This window comes from Streptomyces sp. NPDC005263 (assembly GCF_042872365.1).
Lineage (GTDB): Bacteria > Actinomycetota > Actinomycetes > Streptomycetales > Streptomycetaceae > Streptomyces.
On record NZ_JBIAKJ010000006.1, the window covers coordinates 18,855 to 38,591 of the forward strand.

The 19,737-nt window shown below is 71.0% G+C and carries 16 protein-coding genes; 11 read left to right on the forward strand and 5 right to left on the reverse strand.

Annotated elements, in window-relative coordinates; genetic code table 11:
- Positions 1 to 4 precede the first annotated feature (4 nt).
- Positions 5 to 490: a cation:proton antiporter regulatory subunit gene (locus ACFYRY_RS26215; protein WP_389150376.1), complete on the reverse strand. Its 486-nt coding sequence runs from the start codon at positions 488 to 490 to the stop codon at positions 5 to 7.
- Positions 491 to 746: 256 nt separating this feature from the next.
- On the opposite strand from ACFYRY_RS26215, the gene ACFYRY_RS26220 reads away from it, so the two are divergent.
- Both ACFYRY_RS26220 and ACFYRY_RS26225 read left to right on the forward strand, forming a co-directional pair.
- On the forward strand, positions 747 to 1,694 hold the full coding sequence (locus tag ACFYRY_RS26220) for a HAMP domain-containing sensor histidine kinase (protein WP_389150379.1): 948 nt from the start codon (positions 747 to 749) through the stop codon (positions 1,692 to 1,694).
- Positions 1,694 to 2,365, forward strand: coding sequence for a response regulator (locus ACFYRY_RS26225; protein ID WP_389150382.1), 672 nt, complete (start codon positions 1,694 to 1,696; stop codon positions 2,363 to 2,365). The genes ACFYRY_RS26220 and ACFYRY_RS26225 overlap by 1 nt, the downstream gene beginning before the upstream one ends.
- Positions 2,366 to 2,369: 4 nt before the next feature.
- Here the strand turns inward: ACFYRY_RS26225 and ACFYRY_RS26230 are convergent, their stop codons facing one another.
- A complete protein-coding gene (locus ACFYRY_RS26230) occupies positions 2,370 to 5,303 on the reverse strand; it encodes a SpoIIE family protein phosphatase (protein WP_389150385.1) in 2,934 nt (977 codons plus the stop codon).
- A 205-nt stretch (positions 5,304 to 5,508) separates the two neighbouring features.
- Between ACFYRY_RS26230 and rutA the strand changes: the two genes are divergently transcribed.
- The 3 genes from rutA to ACFYRY_RS26245 all read left to right on the forward strand — a co-directional run bounded on the left by rutA (position 5,509) and on the right by ACFYRY_RS26245 (position 9,028).
- Positions 5,509 to 6,591, forward strand: coding sequence for a pyrimidine utilization protein A (gene rutA, locus ACFYRY_RS26235; protein ID WP_389150388.1), 1,083 nt, complete (start codon positions 5,509 to 5,511; stop codon positions 6,589 to 6,591).
- A 58-nt stretch (positions 6,592 to 6,649) separates the two neighbouring features.
- A complete protein-coding gene (gene miaB, locus ACFYRY_RS26240; RefSeq protein ID WP_389150391.1) occupies positions 6,650 to 8,167 on the forward strand; it encodes a tRNA (N6-isopentenyl adenosine(37)-C2)-methylthiotransferase MiaB in 1,518 nt (505 codons plus the stop codon).
- A gap of 117 nt (positions 8,168 to 8,284) precedes the next feature.
- A complete protein-coding gene (locus ACFYRY_RS26245; protein WP_389150394.1) occupies positions 8,285 to 9,028 on the forward strand; it encodes a class III extradiol dioxygenase subunit B-like domain-containing protein in 744 nt (247 codons plus the stop codon).
- A 90-nt stretch (positions 9,029 to 9,118) separates the two neighbouring features.
- Here the strand turns inward: ACFYRY_RS26245 and ACFYRY_RS26250 are convergent, their stop codons facing one another.
- Both ACFYRY_RS26250 and ACFYRY_RS26255 read right to left on the reverse strand, forming a co-directional pair.
- Positions 9,119 to 9,469, reverse strand: coding sequence for an antitoxin (locus ACFYRY_RS26250; RefSeq protein ID WP_389150395.1), 351 nt, complete (start codon positions 9,467 to 9,469; stop codon positions 9,119 to 9,121).
- A gap of 23 nt (positions 9,470 to 9,492) precedes the next feature.
- Positions 9,493 to 9,780, reverse strand: coding sequence for a hypothetical protein (locus tag ACFYRY_RS26255; RefSeq protein ID WP_389150397.1), 288 nt, complete (start codon positions 9,778 to 9,780; stop codon positions 9,493 to 9,495).
- Between the two features lie 183 nt (positions 9,781 to 9,963).
- Here ACFYRY_RS26255 and miaA point away from each other — a divergent pair, with 183 nt between their 5' ends.
- The 6 genes from miaA (at position 9,964) to hflX (ending at position 18,191) form a co-directional block, all read left to right on the forward strand.
- Positions 9,964 to 10,902: a tRNA (adenosine(37)-N6)-dimethylallyltransferase MiaA gene (miaA, locus tag ACFYRY_RS26260; RefSeq protein ID WP_389150399.1), complete on the forward strand. Its 939-nt coding sequence runs from the start codon at positions 9,964 to 9,966 to the stop codon at positions 10,900 to 10,902.
- Positions 10,903 to 11,010: 108 nt separating this feature from the next.
- Complete coding sequence (locus ACFYRY_RS26265; protein ID WP_389150402.1) at positions 11,011 to 11,514, forward strand: hypothetical protein; 504 nt, start codon at positions 11,011 to 11,013, stop codon at positions 11,512 to 11,514.
- Positions 11,515 to 11,558: 44 nt separating this feature from the next.
- Positions 11,559 to 12,428, forward strand: a complete 870-nt coding sequence (dapF, locus tag ACFYRY_RS26270) for a diaminopimelate epimerase (RefSeq protein ID WP_389150404.1) — start codon at positions 11,559 to 11,561, stop codon at positions 12,426 to 12,428.
- A gap of 205 nt (positions 12,429 to 12,633) precedes the next feature.
- A complete protein-coding gene (locus ACFYRY_RS26275) occupies positions 12,634 to 14,922 on the forward strand; it encodes a RelA/SpoT family protein (RefSeq protein WP_389150407.1) in 2,289 nt (762 codons plus the stop codon).
- Between the two features lie 108 nt (positions 14,923 to 15,030).
- Entirely contained in the window at positions 15,031 to 16,527 is a 1,497-nt protein-coding gene (locus ACFYRY_RS26280; protein ID WP_389150410.1) for a M1 family metallopeptidase, read from the forward strand.
- Positions 16,528 to 16,697: 170 nt separating this feature from the next.
- Positions 16,698 to 18,191 (forward strand): GTPase HflX, encoded by a 1,494-nt coding sequence (hflX, locus tag ACFYRY_RS26285; protein ID WP_389150413.1) that lies wholly within the window; start codon positions 16,698 to 16,700, stop codon positions 18,189 to 18,191.
- A gap of 194 nt (positions 18,192 to 18,385) precedes the next feature.
- Here hflX and ACFYRY_RS26290 read toward each other — a convergent pair whose 3' ends face one another.
- Positions 18,386 to 19,609: a trypsin-like serine peptidase gene (locus tag ACFYRY_RS26290; protein WP_389150416.1), complete on the reverse strand. Its 1,224-nt coding sequence runs from the start codon at positions 19,607 to 19,609 to the stop codon at positions 18,386 to 18,388.
- Positions 19,610 to 19,737 lie beyond the last annotated feature (128 nt).

A 19,737-nucleotide genomic window follows, 5' to 3' on the forward strand; every position in this document is an offset into this window, starting at 1 on the left:
CGGCTCACTCCCGACCGAGAATCGCCGCGGCGGCGTCGACGCCCTCACGGGTGCCGATCACGATGAGGGTGTCACCGCCGACGAGCCGGAAGTCCGGCGCGGGGGACGGGATCGCCTCGGTCCGCCGGAGCACCGCCACCACGGAGGCGCCCGTCTCGGTCCGCATCCGCGTGTCGCCCAGGACACGGCCGTTCCACCGCGAGGCCGCCGCCACCTCCACGCGCTCGGCGACCAGTCCCAGGTCGGTCGTGTAGAGCAGGCTCGGACTGTGGTGGGACGGCTTCAACGCGTCGATGAGCGTGCCCGCCTCGGCGCCGGTCAGACGCAGGGACTGGGCGCAGGAGTCGGGGTCGTCGGTCCGGTACACGCTCACCGTGCGGGCGCCGTCGCGGTGCGCCACCACCGACAGATGGCGTTGTTCCCGGGTGACGAGGTCGTACTGGACCCCGATACCCGGCAGCGGCGTCGCCCTCAGGCGTGGAGCAGACACGTTTCTTCCCCTTGTTCGTCGGCGCGTGTGAAGTGTGGGTGCGGCGGCGGCCCGTGGCGCTCGGTGATCACGCCTACCCGGTCTGCATGCTGTCACCCACCCGTACGGTGGCGATATGGGTGTTGTCACGGATATACGCGGCCGACGCAGGGCTGGGAGGCTGCTGGCAGCCGCTCCGCGCACGCCGGAGGCGGGGCAGGGACCGGAGGACGGACCGGGGAACGCCGACGGGGACGGAAGGGGCGGAAGCAGGGCCGTGTCGCTGTTCTGGCGGATCTTCTCGCTCAACGCCGTCGGTCTGGTCGCGGCCGCCGCGCTGCTGCTGGGACCGGTGACCGTCTCGACCCCCGTCCTGCCGGAGGAGGCGCTGGCCGTCGTCGTGGGCCTCGCGGCCCTGCTGGCCGCCAACGCGCTCGTGCTGCGCGTCGGCCTCGCCCCACTCCAACGGCTGGGCCGGGCCATGGCCACCGCCGACCTGCGGCGCCCCGGAGCCCGCGCCCCGGTGGCCGGTCCCGCCGAGGCGGCCGCGCTGATCACGACGTACAACACCATGCTCGACCGTCTGGAGAGCGAGCGTGCCGCGGGCGCGGCCCGGGCGCTGTCCGCCCAGGAGCGCGAACGGCAGCGCATCGCCCGCGAGCTCCACGACGAGGTCGGACAGACCCTGACCGCCGTACTCCTCCAGCTCAAGCGGGTCGCCGACCGAACGCCCGAGGAACTGCGCGACGAGGTCGGCCAGGCGCAGGAGGCCACCCGCGCGGGCCTCGACGAGATCCGCCGGATAGCCCGTCGGCTGCGCCCCGGCGTCCTCGAGGAACTCGGTCTGGCCAGCGCCCTGCGCTCGCTGGCGGCCGAGTTCACCACACACGGCCTGACGGTCCGCCACCACATACCCGGCGACTTGCCCCACCTGACCGAGGAGTCCGAACTCGTGCTCTACCGGGTGGCCCAGGAGGGCCTCACCAACACCGCGCGGCATTCCGCCGCCGACCGCGCGGAAGTCCGGCTGCGGCCGGTGCCCGACGGTGTCGAACTCCTCGTACGCGACAACGGCAAGGGCCTCGGCGGGGCACCGGAGGGATCCGGCATCAGCGGCATGCGCGAACGCGCCCTCCTCATCGGGGCCGCGCTCTCCCTCGAACCCGCTCCGGTACGGGGCACCGACATACGGCTGTGCGTCCCCGCCTCGACCGGCGGCCACTGATGGCGCCCCCGGCGCAGGCCGCGCCCCCCATTCGCGTGCTGCTCGCCGACGACCACACGCTCGTACGCCGAGGAGTGCGCCTGATCCTGGAGGGGGAGCCGGACCTCACGGTCGTGGCCGAGGCCGGTGACGGGGCGGAGGCGGTCGAGCTGGCCCGCGCGGGTGACGTCGATCTGGCCGTCCTGGACATCGCGATGCCCCGGATGACCGGCCTGCAGGCGGCCCGTGAACTCTCCCGCCGACTGCCCGGCCTGCACATCCTCATCCTCACGATGTACGACAACGAGCAGTACTTCTTCGAGGCCCTCAAGGCGGGCGCCAGCGGCTACGTCCTGAAGTCCGTGGCCGACCGCGACCTCGTCGAGGCGTGCCGGGCGGCCGTACGCGACCAACCGTTCATCTACCCGGGCGCGGAACGGGCCCTCGTCAGTTCCTACCTGGAGCGTCTCCAACGCGGTGATGGCCTGCCCCAGCGGGCCATCACCGAGCGCGAGGAGGAGATCCTCAAGCTGGTCGCCGAGGGCCACACCTCCAAGGAGATCGGCGATCTGCTCTTCATCAGCGCCAAGACGGTCGAACGGCACCGCGCGAACCTTCTGCAGAAGCTCGGTATGCGCGACCGGCTGGAGCTGACCCGCTACGCGATCCGGGCCGGTCTGATCGACCCGTGAGCCCTCACAGCAGCGCGTCCCAGTCGCCGTCGAATCCGGCCGCCTGAAGGGCGATCAGGTCCAGCATGTCGTCCCGCTGTTCCGGCGCGTCCGGGCCGGGCAGCGGCTGTTCGGTCCAGATGCACTTTCCGGTGGGTGTGTAGCGGGCGCCCCACCGGCCGCAGAGCGCCGTGATCAGCTGCAGTCCCCGTCCTCCCTCGTCGGTCTCCGTCGCCCGGCGGATGCGCGGCATCGTCTGACTGCCGTCGAAGACCTCGCAGATCAGCTCGGCGGCGTACAGCAGACGCAGCCGGACCGGGCCCCTGGCATGGCGCACGACATTGCCGACGAGCTCGCTGACCAGGAGCTCCGCGGTGGGGGCCAGATCGTCCAGGTTCCAGGCGGTGAGTTGCTCGCGGACATGACGGCGAGCCTGTCCGGCCGCTCTGGGTTCCCCGGGCAACGGCCAGGAAGCCATCCGGTCGGACGGCAGGGAGTGCAGGCGGGCGACGAGGACCGCCGCGTCGTCCGCCGCCTGCTGGTCGAGAGGCAGGAGACCGGCCGTCAGTGTGTCGCACAGGCGTTCAAGGTCCGTCGCGGTGCCGTCCTCCTGGGCCGCGCGCAGCATCCGAGCCAGCTCCGTCATGCCCTCGTCGATCTCCCGTGCCGCCGACTCGACCAGGCCGTCGGTGTACAGCACCAGCAGGCTGCCCTCGGGCACCTGGAGCTCGATCGTCTCGAACGGCGGCTCCGCGGCGCCCAGCGGCGGATCGGCCTCCGGCTCCGGGAAGTGCACGGTCCCGTCGGGATGGACCAGGGCGGGCGGCGGGTGCCCCGCGCGGACCACGGAACACACCCCGGTGGTGGAGTCGTAGAGCGCGTACAGGCACGTGGCGTACGACGACTCGCCCATGCCGCCGACGATGTCGTTGAGGTGCCCCATGATCTCGCCGGGAGCAAGCTCCAGGTCGGCCAGGGTGTGGACGGCGGTGCGCAGCCGGCCCATGGTGGCCGCCTCGGGCAGGCCGTGCCCCATGACGTCGCCGACCACCAGCGCGACCTGCCCGCCGGACAGCGGGATGATGTCGTACCAGTCGCCGCCCACGTCCGCGCCCTGCCCGGCCGGGAGGTAGCGGGCGGCGGCCGTGCACGCCGGCAGGTCGGGCAGCTCCTGGGGGAGCAGACTGCGCTGGAGCTCCCGGGACCGGGTGTGCTCGGCGTCGTAGAGGCGGGCCCGCTCCAGGGACTGGGCCACCAGCGCGCTGATCGTGGTCAGCAGCGCGCGTTCCTCGTCGGTGAGCAGCCGCGGCCGGTCGAAGGTCACGACGCACACACCGAACGTGTGGCCGGATGCCGTCAAGGGCAGGAACGCCCAGGCCTGCTTGCCGGAGCGGTCCACCAGGGGGGCCAGTTCGGGGTAGCGCGCGACGAACTCCCGTGCGGAGGACAGGAACAGCGGTGTGCCGGACGCGATCGCGTCCCAGGCCGGGTCATCCGCCGCGCGGGGGCGACTGTCGAGGATGTCGAGGAGGTCGTGCGGGTAATCCACGGCCCCGACGTGGTGGAGCCGGTCTCCCTCGACGACCTGGACCAGCAGGCCCATGGCGGCGAACGGCGGCAGCACGCGCCGGGCGACCACGTCCACGACGTCCTGTGAGGTGGTCGCCGTGGCGAGCTCCGCGGTCAGCTCGCCGATCCGGGCCGCCCGTTCGACCGCGGCGCGCTCGGCGGCCTCACGTTCCTCCGCCAGTCGGCGCGTCTCGGTGACGTCGGTGAAGTAGAGGGTGCGGCCGTCGGGGCCCGGCACCAGCCGCAGGTGGTACCGCCGCCCGAAATCCTTCGTGTGCACGTCGAACCCGACGGGCTTCTCCTCGGCCGCGGCCTCCCGGCAGCGGCTCTCCAGGCCGGGGACCTCCTGGGCGGAGGGCAGGTCCCACAGCAGGCGCCCGAACAACTCCTCCTCCGAGAAGCCCAGGAAACGTTCCGCCTCCACGTTGGCAAAGGTGATCCGCCACTCGTCGTCCACCGCCAGGAAGCCGTCGCTCATGTGCCGCAGCGCCCGGCTGAGCGCGTCCCGGGCGGTCCGCGACTCGTTGCTCTCCCAGCCCACGCCGATCATCCGCAGGGGTTCACCCTGCTCGTCGTAGGTGGCCCTGCCGCGGGCCCGCGTCCAGCCGTACGTGCCGTCCAGGCGCCGTACCCGGTACTCCGCCTCGAACACGGTGTGGTCGAGGATCGCCCGCTGGGCCGCCGCCAGTGTGGGCGCCAGGTCGTCGGGGTGGACGATCCTCATCCAGTTCTCGATCTTGCCGGTGAAATCGGCCGGCCGGGTGCCGTACAGCTCCAACGCGGCCTCGTCCCAGATCAGCTCGCCGCTGCGGACGTCCCAGTCCCACGAGCCGACCTGGACCTCCTTCAGGGCCCGGCGCAGGCGCTCACCGCTCAGCTCCGTCTGCGCGGGCCCGGACGGCGGCGGTGCCTGGGCGATGCGGTCCTCGGTCCAGGCGACCACGGACCGGAGGAAGTCCCACTGCTGCGGGGTGGGCTCGCCCCGTTCGCCCACCAGCACGGTCAGCGCCCCGATGCTGCGTCTGCCGCTGAACACGGGGAGGGCGGCGAGTCCGGTGCCGGGCCAGGTCATGTCCGCGCCGTCCGCCTCGGGCAGGGCCGCGGCGGCGGTGTCGCCGGAGCTCATCGGAACCCACACGCCACTGCCCTGATGGAGCGCGCGGGCCGGGGCGAGGGGCCCCTCCTGGTCGACGATCTCCCAGGAGCGGGTGAGACCGGGAGGGAGGCCGACGGCCGACACCAGGCGCAGCGCGGACATCGGGCCGCGCAGGTGCATGGTTCCGCCGAGTGCGCCCAGCTCGCCCACCGCGTGCTGCAGCGCCAGCCGGAAGATCTCGCTCTCCGGGACACCGGGGGCCACCGTGCTGAGCAGAGCGAGCCGTGCGTTCATGCAGGGAACGTATCGTTCCCTTTCTGCTTCGAAACCTGCTTCACAGATTCTCACCGGCGCTTTCCCGTCGTGACCATGCCTCAACAGGAAAGAAAAATGACGTCAGTTGTTGAACGGGTGATCGTGTAGGGGGACGCCGCTCGGGCAGGTCTCCGATCATGGACGGGAGTCCCGCGCGACTCCCACGACCCACTGAGGAGCGGCCATGGACATCGGAGTCTTCATCCCCATCGGCAACAACGGCTGGCTCATATCGAAGAGCTCGCCGCAGTACCTGCCCACCTTCGAGCTGAACAAGGCCGTCGTACAGAAGGCCGAGGAACACGGCTTCGACTTCGCCCTGTCGATGATCAAGCTCAAGGGCTTCGGCGGCGACACGGAGTTCTGGGACCACTGCCTGGAGTCGTTCACCCTGATGGCAGGCCTGGCCGCGGTGACCGAGCGGATCAAGCTGTACGCCTCCACCCCGATCCTCGCGCTGCCGCCGGCGATCGTCGCGCGCATGGCGGCCACGGTCGACTCCATCGCCCCCGGGCGCTTCGGCGTCAACATCGTCACCGGCTGGGCGCCCGGCGAGTACTCGCAGATGGGCCTGTGGCCCGGGGACGAGCACTTCGGCAACCGCTACGCCCGGGCCGTCGAGTACGTCACCGTGATGAAGGAGCTGTGGAGCCGGGGCGTCAGCGACTTCAAGGGCGAGTTCTACGAGATGGACGACTGCGTGCTGTCCCCGCGACCGGAGAACGGGCACATCGACGTCGTCGCCGCCGGTCAGAGCAGCACCGGGATGCGGTTCGCCGCCGAGCACGCCGACTACAACTTCATCCTGGGCAGCGGCGTCAACACCCCGCTCGCCTTCTCCGACACCACGGCGGCCCTCGTCGAGGAGACGCGCGCGACCGGCCGCGACGTGGGGGCGCTGTCGCTGTTCATGGTCGTCGCCGACGAGACCGACGAGGCCGCCGGCGCGAAGTGGCAGGACTACCACGACAACGCCGACCACGCGGCACTGGCGTACATGGCGGGGGAGTCGGCCACGGACACGTCGTCCGACGGCTCGTCCACCGCGCGGACCATCTCGCTGCCCGAGGGCGCCGTGAACTTCAACATGGGCACGCTCGTCGGCTCGTACGAGACCGTCGCGGGCATGCTCGACGAGATCGCCGAAGTCCCCGGGACGAAGGGGATCATGCTCGTCTTCGACGACTTCCTCGAAGGGCTCGACAACTTCGGCACCCGCATCCAGCCGCTGATGAGGTCCCGGTCGGGACGGACGGCCGCCGCCTGAACCTCCGGTTGTCCACAGGGCGACCGAAGCCACGTCCGGCACCGCCTACCCTTGTCACATGAGCAGCAGCGACCGGAGCCAGGCAGTGGACGTGAAGACATACGAGGTGCGCACCTACGGGTGCCAGATGAACGTCCACGATTCCGAGCGATTGTCCGGACTGCTCGAAGACGCCGGTTATGTACGCGCTCCCGAGGGGTCGGACGGCGACGCGGACGTCGTGGTCTTCAACACCTGCGCGGTGCGGGAGAACGCGGACAACCGCCTGTACGGCAACCTCGGCCGCCTCGCGCCGAGGAAGGCCTCACGACCCGGCATGCAGATCGCGGTCGGCGGTTGTCTGGCGCAGAAGGACCGCGACACCATCGTGAAGAAGGCGCCCTGGGTGGACGTCGTCTTCGGCACGCACAACATCGGCAAGCTGCCGGTCCTGCTGGAGCGCGCCCGCGTCCAGGAGGAGGCGCAGGTCGAGATCGCCGAGTCCCTGGAGGCGTTCCCGTCCACGCTGCCGACGCGGCGCGAGAGCGCGTACGCCGCCTGGGTGTCGATCTCCGTCGGCTGCAACAACACCTGCACCTTCTGCATCGTCCCGGCCCTGCGCGGCAAGGAGAAGGACCGCCGCCCGGGAGACGTTCTCGCCGAGGTGGAGGCACTGGTCGCCGAGGGCGTCAGCGAGATCACCCTGCTCGGCCAGAACGTCAACGCGTACGGCTCCGACATCGGCGACCGCGAGGCCTTCAGCAAGCTGCTGCGCGCCTGCGGGACCATCGAGGGTCTGGAGCGCGTCCGCTTCACCTCCCCGCACCCGCGCGACTTCACCGACGACGTCATCTCGGCCATGGCCGAGACGCCGAACGTGATGCCGCAGCTGCACATGCCCCTGCAGTCCGGTTCGGACACGGTCCTGAAGTCGATGCGCCGCTCCTACCGCCAGGACCGCTACCTGGGGATCATCGAGAAGGTCCGCGCCGCCATCCCGCACGCGGCGATCACCACCGACATCATCGTGGGCTTCCCCGGCGAGACCGAGGAGGACTTCGAGCAGACCCTGCACGTCGTGCGCGAGGCCCGGTTCGCGCAGGCGTTCACCTTCCAGTACTCCAAGCGGCCCGGCACCCCGGCCGCGACCATGGAGGACCAGATCCCCAAGGAGGTCGTCCAGGCGCGCTACGAGCGCCTCGTCGCCCTTCAGGAGGAGATCTCCTGGGACGAGAACAAGAAGCAGGTCGGCCGCACCCTCGACCTCATGGTCGCCGAGGGTGAGGGCCGCAAGGACGGCGCCACCCACCGCCTCTCCGGCCGCGCCCCCGACAACCGCCTGGTCCACTTCGCCAAGCCGGACCAGCACGTCCGCCCCGGCGACGTCGTCACGGTCGAGATCACCTACGCCGCCCCGCATCACCTCCTCGCCGAGGGCGCCGTCCTCGGCGTGCGTCGCACCCGGGCGGGCGACGCGTGGGAGAAGCGCAACGCGGAGCAGGCCGTTAAGCCGGCGGGTGTGCTGCTCGGCCTCCCGAAGGTCGGGGCACCGGCTCCGCTGCCGGTCGCGGCGGGCAGCGGCTGCGGCTGCGACTGACCGGCAGGGGCGGGACGTACTGAGCGGAACGGCCGGACGTGCTGACAGGCCCCGGCCGGAGGTACTGACCAAACGGCCGGAGGTACTGACCGCCGCCGACCGCGTACGCTGCCGATCATGCTTGTCGCCGCCGCAGTCTGTCCCTGCCCGCCCCTCCTGGTGCCCGGCATCGCCGCGGGCGCCGCGTCCGAGCTGGACTCCGCGCGTGCCGCGTGCACGGACGCGCTCGGCGTTCTCGCCGCCGCTCGGCCGGACCGGCTCGTCGTCGTCGGTCCCGCCGACGAGAGCGGACGCGGACCGCACCCGCAGGGCACACGGGGGTCGTTCCGGGGATTCGGCGTGGATCTGGGCGTACGCCTGGGGGCGGCCGAGGGGGTGGCGGAGAGCCTGGCCGAGCGCGACGAAAGCGCGGACGAAGATGCGCTTCCGCCCTCGCTCGCGGTGGCCGCGTGGCTGCTGGAGCGCACCGGGTGGACCTGTGCCCCGGTCGAGGGGCTCGGCGTGGGGGAACCTCTCGCGCCCGAGCGGTGCGTCCAGGTCGGCCGGGACATCGCCGCCGGGGACGAACGGGTGGCGCTGCTGGTGATGGGCGACGCCAGCGCCTGTCGCACGCTCAAGGCCCCCGGGTACCTCGACGAGCGCGCGGCACCCTTCGACGCGGAGGTCGCGCGTGCGCTGGGCGCGGCGGACGTGGCGGCACTGGAAACGCTGGACGCCGGGCTGGCGTACGAGCTGAAGGCCTCCGGCCGGGCCCCCTGGCAGGTCCTGGCGGGCGCGGCCGAGGGCGCGGGACTCGGCGGCACACTGCTGTACGACGACGCGCCGTACGGGGTGGGCTACGTGGTCGCGACCTGGTCGTGACGCCGAGGGGCACGGGGGCGAGGTCGCGCCGGACGTGCCGGACGGCCGGGAACGTGGTGCTCCGCGGCCGTCCGTCGATATGCCGTGCCGTCAGGACGTCGGCGGCGGCGAGGCGGGCGGCGGTGAATCGGACGGCGGCGAGGCCGGAGGCGTGCCGCTGTCGCCGCCCGGGTCACTGCCGGTGCCTGTGCCCGTGCCGGTAGCGGCATTCGGGTCGCCCGGGTCCGTGCCGTCCTTGTGCGCGATGCGGTCCATGGCGCCCTTGGCCTTGCCCGTGCCGGCGTGGATCTTGCCGCTGTACTTGCCCTTGGTCTTCTCGTCGACGACCTTCGCCGCCTTGTCGAGACCGCGCTCGACCTTGTCCCCGTGCTGCTGCGCGAGGCCCGAGACCTTGTCCTTGGCGGGGCTGAGCTTGGCCTTCAAGTTGTCCAGGAGACCCATGGTCCACCTTCCCTGGTGGGCGATTATGTGCGGGCGCTCTCCCCGGCCCCGCTGTCGGCTACCTCCTCGGCGGACTGCTGCTTGGGGATCTCGACGCCGTCGCCCGCGGAGTCCTCGGTGGACGGCGTCGCCGTTTCCTCCACCGCGTCCTCAGTCCTGGCGTCCGCCTCGACCTCGTTCTCGGACGACCCCTTCACCTCCGCCGGCTCCTGAGCCGCGGCCTCGGCCGTCGAAGCGTCGGTTCCTGCTTCGGCGGTTGCCGCCTCCTCCGTGGTCTTCGACCTCCGAAGAAGTCGTGCGAAAACGCCCATATCCACTCCATACGTTACTCGTGCGGGCGAAATCCCGCGTCGTCCGGTGCGTCCGATTGCGCCGCCCGGGTCGCCGCCTCTGCGATCGGGCGGCGGAAGACCTCGCAACTGGGAACGACCTTGGCCCCGTACCGTCACGTAACTCGTTCGAGGCCACCCGTCGAGGTTTGCGAGACTGGGGCGGTGAGAAGCGCACCCCCCGCCCCCCGCGTCATCGCCGTCGTCGGACCGACCGCGGCCGGAAAGTCCGATCTCGGCGTCTTCCTGGCCCAGCGGCTCGGCGGCGAGGTCGTCAACGCCGACTCCATGCAGCTCTACCGAGGGATGGACATCGGTACCGCCAAGCTGACGTCCGAGGAGCGCGCGGGCGTACCGCACCACCTCCTGGACATCTGGGATGTGACGGCCACCGCGTCCGTCGCCGAGTACCAGAGGCTGGCCCGTGCCCGGATCGACGCCCTGCTCGACGAGGGCCGTTGGCCGATTCTGGTCGGCGGTTCCGGCCTGTACGTCCGCGGGGCCGTCGACAACCTGGAGTTCCCCGGCACCGACCCCGACGTCAGAGCCCGGCTGGAGGACGAACTGGTGCTGCGCGGCTCCGGCGCGCTGCACGCCCGCCTGTCCGCCGCCGACCCCGAGGCCGCGAACGCGATCCTGCCCAGCAACGGCCGCCGTATCGTCCGGGCTCTCGAAGTGATCGAGATCACCGGTCGCCCCTTCACCGCCAACCTCCCCGGCCACGACTCCGTCTACGACACCCTCCAGATCGGCGTCGACGTGGCCCGCCCGGAACTCGACGAGCGCATCGCGCGCAGGGTCGACCGGATGTGGGAGGCCGGGCTCGTGGAGGAAGTGCGCGCGTTGGAGGCGCAGGGGTTGCGTGAGGGGCGTACGGCGTCGCGCGCGCTCGGCTACCAGCAGGTGCTCGCGGCGCTCGCCGGGGAGTGCACCCTGGAGGAAGCGCGGGCCGAGACGATTCGTGCCACCAAGCGCTTCGCGCGCCGTCAGGATTCATGGTTCAGGCGCGATCCGCGGGTGCACTGGTTGAGTGGGGCTGCGGCGGATCTCACAGAACTTCCGCAGGTCGCGCTGGCGTTGGTCGAACGACCGGTTACAGCCTGATCACGTCATGGCATCGGGACGCTCCGGCCGTCATCGCGGCCTGTGGTGCCGTGCCATCATCAAGCTTCGATCGACCAAGTGGAGTCCAAGTTGGGAGGGCGCGTGGCGATGGAGGCCAGCCCTCGCGACACCGCACAAAGCACCGAACACCGCATCGCGGCGAGCGGCGAACCGGAGCATGACGAGGACCGTCTGAGCTCCGACGGACCCGACGAGACACCGGACGGGGTGACCGCCGACGGCCCCGAGCCGGAGGAGATGTTCCCGGGCGGCCCGGAGGTCGAGGTCGAGCTCCGTCCGCAGCGTCGGCTGCGCATCTGGCAGCTCGCACCCATCGTGAGCCTCGCCGCTGTGGGTTCCCTGATGTTCGCCTTCCCGCTCGCCTTCGACTTCGGCGACAGCGGGGCCGTGATCGCCATGCTGGGGCTGCTGATCTGCTCCTGTGCGGCCGGCTGGGGCATGATGGCCGCCCGCCGCGTGGGTTACACGTGGCCCGGGCTGCCGCAGCGCGGTTCGGATCGCCGCCCGGACTGGCGCGTGGTGATCGCCTACGTCGTGCTGGTCGCCGCCGTGGCCGTGCTCGCCGTCTGGCGCGTGGCCCGACTGCGCTGATCCGCGCGCGGAGCTCTGTCGTACCCACCCCGTACGATCGAGGAATGAGCACGCGGATCGCCTTCCTCAAGGGGCACGGCACGGAGAACGACTTCGTGATCGTCCCGGACCCCGAGAACACCGTCGACCTGTCCCCGGCCGCTGTCGCCGCGCTGTGCGACCGCCGCGCCGGCATCGGCGGCGACGGACTGCTGCACGTCGTGCGGTCCGCCGCGCACCCCGAGGCGAAGGACATGGCGTCCGAGGCGGAGTGGTTCATGGACTACCGCAACGGCGACGGCTCGATAGCGGAGATGTGCGGCAACGGGGTGCGGGTCTTCGCGCGCTACCTCCAGCGCGCCGGACACGCCGGGGAGGGCGACCTCGCGATCGCCACGCGCGGAGGGGTCAAGACCGTGCACCTCGCCAAGGACGGCGACGTCACGGTCGGCATGGGCAAGGCGCTGCTCCCCGGAGGCGACGTCACGGTCAGCGTCGGCGAGCGCGACTGGCCCGCGCGGAACGTGAACATGGGCAACCCGCACGCGGTCGCCTTCGTGGACGACCTCGCGCACGCGGGCGACCTGTACTCCCCGCCGCCGTTCAGCCCGGCCGCCGTCTATCCGGACGGAGTCAACATCGAGTTCGTGGTCGACCGCGGGCCCCGGCACGTCGCCCTGCGGGTGTACGAGCGCGGCGCAGGGGAGACCCGCTCGTGCGGCACGGGCGCGTGCGCCGTCGCCGTGGCCGCCGCCCGCAGAGACGGCGTCGACCCGGCCGTCACCGGCACTCCGACGACGTACACCGTCGACGTGCCGGGCGGCACCCTGGTGATCACCGAACGGGTTGACGGCGAGATCGAGATGACCGGCCCCGCCGTGATCGTCGCCGAGGGCGAGATTGATGTGGACTGGCTGGGAAGCGTGCTGCACTGACCGATTGGGGTCACAAGATGCGCAATCGTAAACCTATATTCCTTCGCTCGAATGGGTGATCCGTTTCACGCTCGACGAGAGGAGGTCAGTCGGCCGTGATGGGCTCGGTAGCATCAAGCACCGGCCCGGACGGGGGACCGATGCGATCCCCTGAGCCGCGTCAGCTCTGGGGCACCCGTCCGCCGGTCCACAGCCGGAGGTGCCCATGAGTGCAGAGGCCACGAACCCTGCGAGCCCGGGCCCGGTGGTGACATCGGGTCCGGCCACAGCGGATCCCGCCCTGCCCACGGCGCCCCGCAGGAAGGCCCGGGCCCGGATCGACCTGCGCCGACTGGGCCGGGCCGCGCTGCTCGGCCCCGCCGCCCGTGACCGGCTGCCGGACGCCATCGGCCATGTGGCCGAGGTGCATCGCGCCCACCACCCCGACGCCGACCTCGAACTCCTGCGCCGCGCCTACGTCCTGGCCGAGTCCTCGCACCGCGGCCAGATGCGCAAGAGCGGTGAGCCGTACATCACGCACCCGCTCGCGGTGACCCTGATCCTCGCCGAACTCGGCGCCGAGACCACCACCCTGACGGCGTCACTCCTCCACGACACCGTCGAGGACACCGACGTGACGCTCGATCAGGTCCGCGAGCAGTTCGGCGAGGAGGTCCGCTTCCTCGTCGACGGCGTGACCAAACTGGAGAAGGTCGACTACGGCGCCGCCGCCGAGCCCGAGACCTTCCGCAAGATGCTCGTCGCCACCGGCAACGACGTCCGCGTGATGTCGATCAAACTCGCCGACCGACTGCACAACATGCGCACGCTCGGTGTGATGCGTCCGGAGAAACAGGCCCGCATCGCCAAGGTCACCCGAGACGTCCTCATCCCGCTCGCCGAACGGCTCGGTGTGCAGGCGCTCAAGACCGAACTGGAAGACCTGGTCTTCGCGATCCTGCACCCCGAGGAGTACGCACACACCCGGGAGCTGATCGTCGGCAACGCCTCCCGCGCGGACGACCCGCTCGCCGAGACGGCCGACGCGGTACGGACGGTTCTGCGCGACGCCGGCATCCAGGCCGAAGTCCTCATCCGGCCACGGCACTTCGTCTCGGTGCACCGCGTGGCCCGCAAACGCGGCCGGCTGCGTGGCGCCGACTTCGGCCGCGTGCTCGTGCTCGTGAACGAGGACGCCGACTGCTACGGCGTCCTGGGCGAACTGCACACCTGCCTGACGCCCGTGGTCTCGGAGTTCAAGGACTTCATCGCCGTACCGAAGTTCAACCTGTACCAGTCGCTGCACACCGCGGTGGCCCGCCCCCGCAGCGGTGCGGACACCTCCGGAAGCGCCCCCGCGGCCGGGCAGATGATCGAAGTCCTCATCCGTACCCACCAGATGCACAAGGTCGCCGAGGCCGGCGTCATCGCGCTCGGCAATCCCTACGCCCTCCCGCCGGAGGAACAGGCCGTCGACGGAGACGGTGAGCGCGTCGACCCGACCCGGCCCGGCTGGCTCTCCCGCCTCCTCGACTGGCAGGAGGCCGCCCCCGACCCGGACACCTTCTGGTCCACGCTCCGTGAGGACCTCGCGCAGGACCGTGAGATCACCGTCTTCCGCCCCGACGGCAAAACCTTGGGGCTGCCCGACGGCGCGACCTGTGTGGACGCCGCGTACGCGCAGTACGGCGAGGACGCGCACGCGTGCATCGGCGCCCGCGTGAACGGCCGCCTGGCGACCTTGAGCACGGTGCTGCGGGACGGCGACACCGTCCAGCTCCTCATGGGCCAGGACCCGGCCTCCGAGCCCTCCAGGGAGTGGCTGGAGCACGCGCACACGCCCGCCGCCCGGATCGCCATCCAGCGGTGGATCGCGACGCATCCGGTGCCCGCCGCGGCACCGGAGGACGAGAAGACGCAGGCCCTCCAGGCCTCCGAGACGGCCTTCAGGCCCGCCGCCGACAGCCTTGCCCCACGGAACACCGCCCGGAACGCCTCCCGCGCCCCCGCCGATCGCCTGGCTGCCGCGCAGGCCGACGAGACAGGCACGGCAGCCCGCCTCGCCGCGAACGCCGTCGTCGACCAGCCCGGCGCGAGCGCTCGGCTCGCCGGCTGTTGTACGCCCGTACCGCCCGACGAGGTGACCGGCTTCGCCGTGCGAGGCGGCGCGGTGACCGTCCACCGTGTGGAGTGCGCCGCGGTCGAGCGCATGAAGCTCGCGGGGCGCGCGGAGGTCGGCGTGCGCTGGGGGGACGCCACGGAGTGCCGGGTGACCCTGTTCGCTGAATCGTTCGGCCGCCCGCATCTGCTCGCGGACCTCACCGAGGCGATGGCCGGGGAGGGCGCGGAGATCGTCTCGGCGACCGTCGAACCCCCGAGCCGGCAGCGCGTCCGCCACACCTACACCGTCCAGCTCCCGGACGCGGCCCACCTGCCGGCCCTGATGCGGGCCATGCGTAACGTGCCCGGCGTCTACGACGTGAGCCGGGCGCAGCCCCAGGCGCTGGAGGACTGACTGCCGCAGGACCGGGCCACGAGGGCCTGAGTCACCCGCCCCACCCGATCGGGTGGGGCGGTCGCGCGCCGCCGCCGTACGGCACGTGCGCGCTGGTAGCGGTGGTGCATGCTGCTCACCCCCTGCCCCCCTGCCCCCCGCGCCCGCCGTTGGAGTCTTCGCCGCCTCAAGGCGGTGGCACTGATCGCCTCCGCCGTCGGCCTCGTGGCCGCGAGCGCCCCCGCCGCCCCGCTCGGCGTCGGCGACCGCCTCTTCCCGTACCTGGGCAACCCCGGGTACGACGTGGCGTCGTACGACCTGTCCTTCGCCTATCCCGGCACCAACCGCGAGCCGCTGCGGGCAGTCACCACGATCGACGCGTGGACGACGACCTCACTGGACCGCGTGAACCTCGACTTCGCGCACGGCCAGGTCGAATCGGTCGACGTCGACGGAGAGCCCGCCACCTTCACGAGCGCGGGCGAGGACCTGGTCGTCACGCCCGAGACACCCCGGCCTGAGGGGAGCTGGATGCGCATCACCGTCCGGCACACCAGCGACCCGGTGTCGGCGGAGGGCCGCGACGGCGGCTGGCTGCGCACGGCGGACGGTCTCGCCATGGCCAACCAGGCCGATGCCGCCCATCTGGTGTTCCCCTGCAACGACCACCCCTCCGACAAGGCGATGTTCACCATCCGGGTCACCGCGCCCGAGGGCTACACAGCGGTGGCGAACGGCCTGGCCGCCGGTGTCGAACGGACCGGTCGCGCGATGACCTGGACGTACCGGACACGGCACCCCATGGCCACCGAGCTCGCGCAGGTCTCCATCGGCCGTTCCACCGTGCTGAGCCGCGTCGGCCCGCACAGCCTGCCGGTCCGTGACGTCGTGCCGGCCAAGGACCGGGCCGCACTCGAACCGTGGCTGAAGAAGACCCCCGACCAGATCGCGTGGATGGAGGGCAAGGTCGGGCCGTACCCGTTCGAGACGTACGGCCTGCTCATGGCCAAGGCCGACACCGGTTTCGAGCTGGAGACGCAGACCCTCTCCCTCTTCGAGAGGGATCTGTTCACCGAAGGCGGCTACCCCGAGTGGTACGTCGATTCGATCATGGTGCACGAGCTGGCCCACCAGTGGTTCGGCGACAGTGTCAGCCCGCGCACCTGGTCCGACCTGTGGCTCAACGAGGGGCACGCGACCTGGTACGAGGCTCTCTACGCGGAGGAGAAGGCGGACCAGTCGCTGGACGCCCGTATGAAGGACGCCTACCGCTCCTCCGACCGCTGGCGCGCGGCCGGCGGGCCTCCGGCGGCCCCCGAGGCGCCCGAACCCGGCCAGAAGATCGGCATCTTCCGCCCGAACGTCTACGACGGTGCCGCACTCGTTCTGTACGCCCTGCGCCAGGAGATCGGCCGACCGGCCTTCGAACAGCTGGAACGCCTCTGGGTGAGCGGCCACCAGGACGCCGTGGCGACGACCGAGGACTTCGTGCGCCTCGCCTCCCAGGTCTCTGGCCGAGACCTCGGCGTGTTCCTCCAGCCCTGGCTCTACGGCGAGAAGACCCCGCCGATGCCGGGCCACCCGGACTGGAAGTCTTCCGCGCCCCAGCGCGCGGACGCGGAATAAGCCAGTGACGAGACGGGCCGTGCCGTGCGACCATCGTCAGGTCGGCGCGGCACGGGGCCACGGGAATCTCCCGCGGTACTCGTGCGTTGTGAGTGATGACGCAGCAGCTCAGAAGCTCCGCTTCCGCTCTGCCGCCGCACTGTCGGAATCCCCAACGACGTAAGGACCCAATGACCTCCTCTTCATCTTCTTCCCAGGACAACCAGCGCCTCGCGGATGCCTATCACGAAGGTCTTCGGGCCGATGCCCTGATGGAAGAGGACGTCGCCTGGAGCCACGAGACCGACGGAGAGCGGGACGGCGACCAGTTCGACCGCTCCGAGCGCGCGGCACTGCGCCGCGTCGCGGGCCTCTCCACCGAACTCGAGGACGTCACCGAGGTCGAGTACCGGCAGCTCCGCCTGGAGCGGGTCGTGCTCGTCGGCGTCTGGACCTCGGGGACCGCGCAGGAGGCGGACAACTCCCTCGCGGAGCTCGCCGCCCTCGCGGAGACAGCGGGCGCGCTGGTGCTCGACGGTGTGATCCAGCGCCGGGACAAGCCCGACGCGGCCACCTACATCGGTTCCGGCAAGGCGCACGAGCTGCGGGACATCGTGCTGGAAACGGGCGCCGACACCGTCATCTGCGACGGTGAACTCAGCCCGGGCCAGCTCATCCATCTCGAAGACGTCGTCAAGGTCAAGGTCATCGACCGTACGGCCCTGATCCTCGACATCTTCGCCCAGCACGCCAAGTCCCGAGAGGGCAAGGCACAGGTCGCACTCGCGCAGATGCAGTACATGCTGCCGAGGCTGCGAGGCTGGGGCCAGTCGCTGTCCCGTCAGATGGGCGGCGGCAAGGGCGGCGGCCTCGCCACCCGTGGTCCCGGTGAGACCAAGATCGAGACGGACCGGCGTCGGATCCGCGAGAAGATGGCGAAGATGCGCCGGGAGATCGCGGACATGAAGACCGGCCGCGAGATCAAGCGCCAGGAACGCAAGCGTCACAAGGTGCCGTCGGTCGCCATCGCGGGCTACACCAACGCCGGCAAGTCCTCGCTGCTCAACCGCCTCACGGGCGCGGGCGTCCTGGTCGAGAACGCTCTGTTCGCGACCCTCGACCCGACCGTGCGCCGGGCAGAGACCCCGAGCGGCCGGCTGTACACGCTGGCTGACACGGTCGGTTTTGTACGGCACCTGCCGCACCACCTGGTCGAGGCGTTCCGCTCCACCATGGAGGAGGTCGGCGAGTCCGACCTGATCCTGCACGTGGTGGACGGCTCGCACCCTGACCCGGAGGAGCAGCTGGCCGCCGTGCGCGAGGTGATCAGGGACGTCGGTGCCACCGGCGTGCCCGAGATCGTGGTGATCAACAAGGCGGACGCGGCCGATCCGCTGACGCTGCAGCGACTGATGCGGATCGAGAAGCGCTCCATCGCGGTCTCGGCCCGCACCGGCCGGGGCATCGACGAACTGCTCGCGCTGATCGACGTCGAACTGCCACGACCGTCGGTCGAGATCGAGGCGCTCGTGCCGTACACGCAGGGCAAGCTGGTTGCCCGCGCGCACGACGAGGGCGAGGTGATCTCCGCGGAGCACACCCCGGAGGGCACGCTGCTCAAGGCGCGGGTGCACGAGGAACTGGCGGCGGATCTCGCGCCGTATGTTCCCGCGCCGCTCGCCTGAGGGCGCAGCTGCGAAAAGGGCTCGTGGAAGCTCACAAGGCCCGCTCCTGCTTGTCGCAGGGGCGGGCCTTCCCGTGCGCACCCGCACCGACGCCGTAGCTCTTGCTCACTTTCTCAACGGCTCCCGGCGCCCCGCCGCCGTACGAGGTCTGCCTCGACACGGTGGACCGGCCTGCCGACCGGCCCACCCTGTGGTCACCGGTTCGCGAACTTCTTGCTGACCGAGTCGTACACGCCCTTGGCCACCTCGCCCAGACGCGGACCGGCCAGCCAGCCGGCGGTCGCCGGGCCGATCGAGGTGTTGGAGACCAGCGCGGGCTTGCCGTCCGAGCCCGTCGCGACCCAGCCGCCGCCGGACGAACCGCCCGTCATGGTGCAGCCGATCCGGTACATGGTCGGGTCCGCCTTGTTGATCGACAGCCGTCCCGGCTTGTCCTGGCACTGGTACATCATCTCCCCGGCGAACGGCGGAGCCGCCGGGTAGCCCGTCGCCGTGATGCTGTCGACCTTGGTCACCGCCGGCGCGTCGAAGTCCACCGGAAGGGCCGAACCGACCGTCTCCTCCAGGGACTTGCCGTTGCTGCCCGCTTCCGGGGTCACATGAATGACCGCGAAGTCGTACGAGGCGCCGTCACCGCCCGTAGCGCCACCCTGCTCGATCCACTGGTCCGAGGTCTGCGCCCAGTCACCCCACCAGACACCGTACGGAGCGACCTCCTTCTGCGTGGCGTTCCGCAGGTCCGCTCCCGACATGCCCGAGTCGTTGTACGACGGCACGAACGCGATGTTGCGGTACCAGCCGCCGTTCTTGCCGGCGTGCACACAGTGGCCCGCCGTCCACACCGTGTTGGACTTGCCGGGATGCGCGGGGTCCTCCACGACCGTCGCCGAGCAGACCATCGTGCCTTCGGGGGAGTCGAAGAACACCTTGCCCGCCTCGGGCGCGTTGGCGTGGTACGTAGGCGATACGGCCTTCGCGTCCACCGGCGCGGGCGTCGGGTCGGTCACGCCCTGGTCACCGGAGAGGTCGCCGGCATCGACGGCCTTGTCCGGTTCATCGGCGTCCCGCATCCGATCCGGGTTCCACAGGCCCTTGATGATCGGGTTGATGTACTCGTCGGCCTCGCGCAGCCAGTCGTCCTTGTCCCAGTTCTTCCAGGCGCCGTTCTTCCACTTGTCGATGTCGATCCCGTGCTCTTTGAGCTTGTCCCTGATGTTGTCCGGGATGGTGATCTTGCCGTCGCCCTGGGACGCGGCGGAGGAGGTCGCCCCGCCGCCCGCTTCGGTGTCGCCCGAGTCACAAGCGGTGGCGGTGAGCGCGAGCGCCGACGCGACTGCGACGGCGGCCAGCACGGGGGAGGTGGTGCGGCGCCCGTTCCTCCTCCGCTGAGCGGTGAACGACGTTTTTATGGATCGCATGTCTGAACTTCCCCCTGAGTGGACGAACGTGGTGCCGGCCGTGAAGCGCGGGCTGGACTGCCGATCTCACACTGATCTCACGGCAAGTTCACGCCGGTCTCACGGACTTCGGGAACGGCCTCACACGA